This is a genomic window from Bacillus sp. 522_BSPC (assembly GCF_001076885.1).
In the GTDB taxonomy this organism is placed as follows: domain Bacteria; phylum Bacillota; class Bacilli; order Bacillales; family Cytobacillaceae; genus Niallia; species Niallia hominis.
Map to the genome: position 1 here is coordinate 1 of NZ_JVDT01000181.1, position 4,397 is coordinate 4,397.

Annotated in this window: 5 protein-coding genes; 4 read left to right on the top strand and 1 reads right to left on the bottom strand. The window is 35.0% G+C overall.

The genetic code is table 11. From position 1 onward, the window contains the following. Both ADJ83_RS15375 and ADJ83_RS15380 read left to right on the top strand, forming a co-directional pair. A partial coding sequence (locus ADJ83_RS15375) for a TerD family protein (protein WP_048718246.1) occupies positions 1–862 on the top strand: 862 nt, incomplete at its 5' end. A gap of 164 nt (positions 863–1,026) precedes the next feature. Next, a complete protein-coding gene (locus ADJ83_RS15380) occupies positions 1,027–1,350 on the top strand; it encodes a hypothetical protein (protein WP_048718248.1) in 324 nt (107 codons plus the stop codon). A 55-nt stretch (positions 1,351–1,405) separates the two neighbouring features. On the opposite strand, the gene ADJ83_RS15385 is transcribed toward ADJ83_RS15380, so the two are convergent. Next, positions 1,406–2,089 carry a GNAT family N-acetyltransferase gene (locus ADJ83_RS15385; RefSeq protein WP_048718250.1) on the bottom strand — a complete coding sequence of 228 codons (684 nt, stop codon included), beginning with the start codon at positions 2,087–2,089 and terminating at the stop codon, positions 1,406–1,408. A gap of 210 nt (positions 2,090–2,299) precedes the next feature. Here ADJ83_RS15385 and istA point away from each other — a divergent pair, with 210 nt between their 5' ends. Continuing rightward, positions 2,300–3,583: an IS21 family transposase gene (gene istA / locus ADJ83_RS15390; RefSeq protein ID WP_048717507.1), complete on the top strand. Its 1,284-nt coding sequence runs from the start codon at positions 2,300–2,302 to the stop codon at positions 3,581–3,583. Then, a complete protein-coding gene (gene istB, locus ADJ83_RS15395) occupies positions 3,583–4,344 on the top strand; it encodes an IS21-like element helper ATPase IstB (protein WP_048717505.1) in 762 nt (253 codons plus the stop codon). The genes istA and istB overlap by 1 nt, the downstream gene beginning before the upstream one ends. Positions 4,345–4,397 lie beyond the last annotated feature (53 nt).

Below are 4,397 nucleotides of genomic sequence, written 5' to 3' on the forward strand. Positions count from 1 at the left end.
AAAACTAAGTCGTTCCATTGCGCTACAGACGCACGATGCGCCGGAGAGGAAGCTTAGCCTTTCCTCTATCTCCCGCAGGAGTCGAGCGTTTAATTCTGGGCTAGAAGGTCTATGTGAAAATTATGGTGTGGAGGTAAAAGCTGAGGAGCAAAATAAGCCATCCGAATCTATAACTATTCAAAAACAAACACTTAAGGAACCTGTCGGAGCTGTAAATTTTCCTGAGAATAAAAATAAACAAAATACCAAGATAAGCCTTGAAAAGGTAAAGGGGAAGGTAAGTCTCGATAAAAGTCAAAAGCCAGTTATTATCGAGAAAACGCCTGAAATTACTGCGACAGTATCTTGGAAGACTGGTACCGATTACGATATATATGCTTTAGTCTACACTAAGAATGGTGAGCAAATAGATGTGGCTATGTTTGGAGCAGAAGGAACCACTCCTCTTAGAAGCTTTGGAAACGGAGCAGTTGAACACATGGGGGATGTTAGGAGAGATAGTCGAGCAACTAAGACAGAAGTAATAAAATTAAGGTTAAATGATACTATACTCGCAGTTGTTCCCGTGGTCTATTCTGCTCAGTCAAATGGGACAGGCTCATTCCACAGATACAAGGTGTCCATGAGTATAGATAATCATAACGGAACATCTGTTACCATATTTGCCAAGAATGCAAATAATAATGACAGAATTTATTCCTGTGTGCCCGGAATCCTTCATAATACGGAAGATGGGGTTATGATAAGTCCGTTGGATCTTTATAGTAAGCCAAACTCAGAATTTAGACCTAAGCTTAGGATGGGTGCTTCTAATTTGGTCGAGGTAATAATGGATGAAGGACCGAAAAATGATTACAAGTAAATTAGTATTCTATAAAAAATTTAACGTTTTATGGTTTTGTTTTAGATAGAATCGATTCTAAAAGTGACTTTTTAAGTCAATCTATTTCCTAAACAATATTTTTCGTGCATCACTAGTACTGAAAAAAACTATATATGATTAAAAACTGAAAATAGGAGGGTTATATGAGTGGAGATGGATTGATTTGGCTTGTATTGATAGTAGCTCTATTAATTTTAAATTTTTCTGCAATTTACTTCAATCGAAGAATCAAATTACCTTTTTGGTTATCAGGTATTATCTTAGGTGTATTTGGCCCCATTATTGCTTTCATTTCTGGTTCCCTATTTGTGAATCTGGACCATAGTAGTGGTGGTACTGGTGAAGGAGCAGGATTTGGAGCAGCTTTCATTGGTTTAGTCATTATTGCTAACGGAATTAGTTATCTAATCATCGGCATAGCTGCAAAAATAAAAAGTTTTCTAGCGCATAAGAATATTAATCAATAGCTAGAAAACGGAACACACAAAATATTTTCCGGATAGTCATTGTACAGTGAGCCACTCAATCACACCTGTTGAAATCTCCATCCCTGCTTTTTTGATGAAGAAATCTGGAAGCTTGATTCGTATGACTAATTTGAGAGTAAGGGATTCTATTATTTTTTATAAAATGGTGAATGATGAAGTACAGTAGCGCAAGTCCATACCCTTGTCTTTTGTATTTTTCAATCACTACTAGTAAGCCAATTGAACCTTCATCGTGAATGCCAATAAATCCAATCACCTTATTATTTGAAAACCCACCGAAAAGAGTACCTTCCATAAGACGTTGGATAACATATGTATAATCATTGGTAGGATAAAAAGTTTTCACTAAAGAAATGTCATTTTCATTAAGACGTCTTATGGTTAATATTGGTTTTGGAATAGTTACGGGAAACTCTTTTAAAATCGCTGCCTGATAATAGGTATCTCTATGAATTAAATGGTATTTCTCCTGAACATAAGATTTGGCCCAACTTTGAAATACTTCGCATTCTTTTATCTCTTCAATATCTTGTAACAATCTCTTATAATCTTCCAAACTGTCACAACTAATCATATAGGTCTCACTCGGAACATCAAACAATACACCCCCGTGAATATCTGATCGTATGATATTTGCTTGATGTCGTTTAATACTTTCTATTATATTAATATGATGAAGAATATTTTTATTTAAATACCTAAGCGCCATAGCTTCCATTTTTTAAGCTTACTCCTTTCGGGGGTCATAAATCTTCATAACTTTTTACTTCCACAAAAATAGCGTTAACCCATCTGAATGCTAATTGATCGTTTAAGATAGTTGGAATCATTGCTTATTTAGAAATGATAATTTAAATATGTACAAACGTGCTTGAATAAAGATGTACAAAATTGATTATGAATTACATACTAATATTGGGTGATTAGTATGTACATAAAGTTAAATATTGAAACAGATTTTGAGATTAAGAGTCTTTCAGATTTAGGAAAATTCAAACAAGTAATGGAGCAGTTAAAGATGAAAATTAATAAAAGTGAATTAGCTAGGGAATTAGGGGTAGATCGTAGAACAATCGATAAATATCTCAATGGGTTTATTCCAAAACGTACAAGGAAAAAGGCATCTATGCTTGATGAATATTATGAAATTATAGCCGCACTTTTATCGGAGGATTCGAAACAGAAGTTTTATTATCGGAGGGTGCTTTGGCAATATTTAAAAGATAATCATGGTCTTGATTGTTCGGCTTCTACATTTAGGGCGTATATAGCTAGAATACCAGAATTTAAAGCTTATTTTGATGAGGACAAAAAGATTGCCTCCCCCAAAGGGGCAGCTCGTTTTGAAACAGCACCAGGTAAACAAGCACAACTAGATTGGAAAGAAAGTATTCTATTTGATACTAAGGATGGTCAACAGGTAGAAGTGAATGTGGCCGTTCTTGTTCTTTCTTATTCAAGGTTCCGCACGTTCCATCTAAGTATCTCTAAATCACAAAGTACATTGTTTTCGTTTTTAACGGAAACATTTGAAGCACTTGGTGGTGTTCCTTCAGAGATAATTACGGACAATATGAAAACAGTTATGGATGAAGCTAGAACAGAATTTTCTAGCGGAAAAGTGAATAATAAGTTTGCACAATTCGCTAACGACTTTGGTTTTAAAGTAAAACCTTGTGTAGCAGGCAGACCACGTACAAAAGGAAAAGTAGAAACAACGATGAAACTATTAGATGAAATTCATGCTTATCAAGGTCAACTGACCTTAGAAGAATTACACCGATTTGTACAGGATTTATGTAATCGAGTCAATCATGAGGTACATCAGGGGACTGGCAAGATACCAGTATTAGAATTTAAAAAAGAAAAGAACCTCTTACACCAGCTACCAACTGTCCAAGTAAGAGATTTCTATCGAATCAATCATAAGCTTGTAAAGGTGAATGCCTCCAACATGATTTCTTACAAATCGAATCAATACTCGGTACCAGCAAAATACCAAGGAAAGAGAGTTGGACTACAAGTGTATGATGATCAAATATGGGTTTATTATAACACGGAGCTCATCGCACAACATCCCTTAAGTGGGAAGAAATTAAATTATCAAGAAACCCACTATCAGGAATCACTAGGGGTTTCTATGCCTAACTATCCTAATATTGATGAGTTAGCGAAAAAGAACTTAGCAGCGATTGGAGAAGTGTATAAATAATGAATCAAGTAACAACAAATCATCAGCAATTATTAAAGAATCTAGAGTATCTGGGGCTTAAGCAAATGACGTTACATTTAAATGAAGTCATAGACTTTAGTGTAAATAATCAATTGTCCTTTAATGATACTTTGATTAAATTAACGAACTATGAAATTGATGTCCGAGAGCAAAATATGACACAGGCAATGGTGAAAGTAGGTGCATTCCCACATCGTAAAGAAATAACTGATTTCGATTTTGATTTTCAACCCTCCATTAACCGACAACAAATCTTAGATTTTTTAACGCTCCGTTTTATAGAGGAGAATGAAAATATCGTTTTCTTGGGTACAAGTGGTGTTGGAAAGACCCATTTGGCCACTTCAATCGGAATTGCCGCAGCGAAGAAACGAACTAGTACTTATTTTATTAAGTGCCATGATTTAATCCAGAATTTGAAGAAAGCACGGTTGGAAAACCGTTTAGAAAGTCGTTTAAAGCATTATGCCAAGTACAAGCTTTTAATCGTAGATGAAATTGGTTACTTGCCAATAGATGCGGAAGATGCGAAGCTCTTTTTTCAGCTCATTGACATGAGATACGAAAAGAAAAGTACGATTCTCACTACAAATGTAAATTTCAAAGAGTGGGATACAATTTTTCAAGAGACTAAACTAGCGAATGCGATTTTAGATCGTATTTTACATCACGCAACTGTCGTAACCATTGTAGGTGATTCTTATCGATTAAAGGCTCATTTAACGCAAGAAAACGAGTGATTTTGTACATCCTTACGCAAGCAAAATTGTACATATTTGTGTTGACATTTATA

Bases quoted from the DNA above. Each gene is read 5' to 3' on its own strand.
- ADJ83_RS15380 (WP_048718248.1), top strand. From the start codon at position 1,027: ATGAGTGGAGATGGATTGATTTGGCTTGTATTGATAGTAGCTCTATTA.
- ADJ83_RS15385 (WP_048718250.1), bottom strand. From the start codon at position 2,089: ATGGAAGCTATGGCGCTTAGGTATTTAAATAAAAATATTCTTCATCAT.
- istB (WP_048717505.1), top strand. From the start codon at position 3,583: ATGAATCAAGTAACAACAAATCATCAGCAATTATTAAAGAATCTAGAG.
- istA (WP_048717507.1), top strand. From the start codon at position 2,300: ATGTACATAAAGTTAAATATTGAAACAGATTTTGAGATTAAGAGTCTT.